Source organism: Bacillus sp. REN10, assembly GCF_016820555.1.
Taxonomy (GTDB): Bacteria; Bacillota; Bacilli; order Bacillales; family Domibacillaceae; genus Bacillus_CE.
Window position 1 is genome coordinate 1 of sequence record NZ_JADHDW010000045.1, and the last position, 394, is coordinate 394.

Sequence of the window (394 nt, forward strand, 5' to 3'; positions counted from 1 at the left end):
ATAGGAACATACATTCGTTTTATAATGATGACAAAGGAGGGGATGGGATGTATCGCACGTTGAAAACAAGCTTTATAGCGTCACAGTCCACGTTTCAACAGTTATTTCACCTACGTCGGATTTGCGGAACGATTTGGAATGACTGCGTGCAGCTCGCTCGGTATTATTATCGAATTCACGGCACATGGATCAACAAAAGCAACCTTCAATCGGAACTCAAAGGTTTGTATCCGCTTCACAGTCAGACGATCCAAGCGGTGTGCCACAAGTTTTTGCGTGCCCGAGAAAGCGTCCGCCAAGCGAGGAAAACGAACAAGTCCATCCGGTATCCATACAAAGAAAAATTCGTGTTTCCTCCCAAATGGGTCGACAAATCCTTCGTGTTAAAAGGACG

The 394-nt window shown here is 45.4% G+C and carries 1 pseudogene; it reads left to right on the forward strand.

Annotation, left to right across the window (positions count from 1 at the left end):
* Positions 1–47 precede the first annotated feature (47 nt).
* A pseudogene (locus IRB43_RS17685) lies at positions 48–394 on the forward strand (RNA-guided endonuclease InsQ/TnpB family protein); the annotation flags it as partial.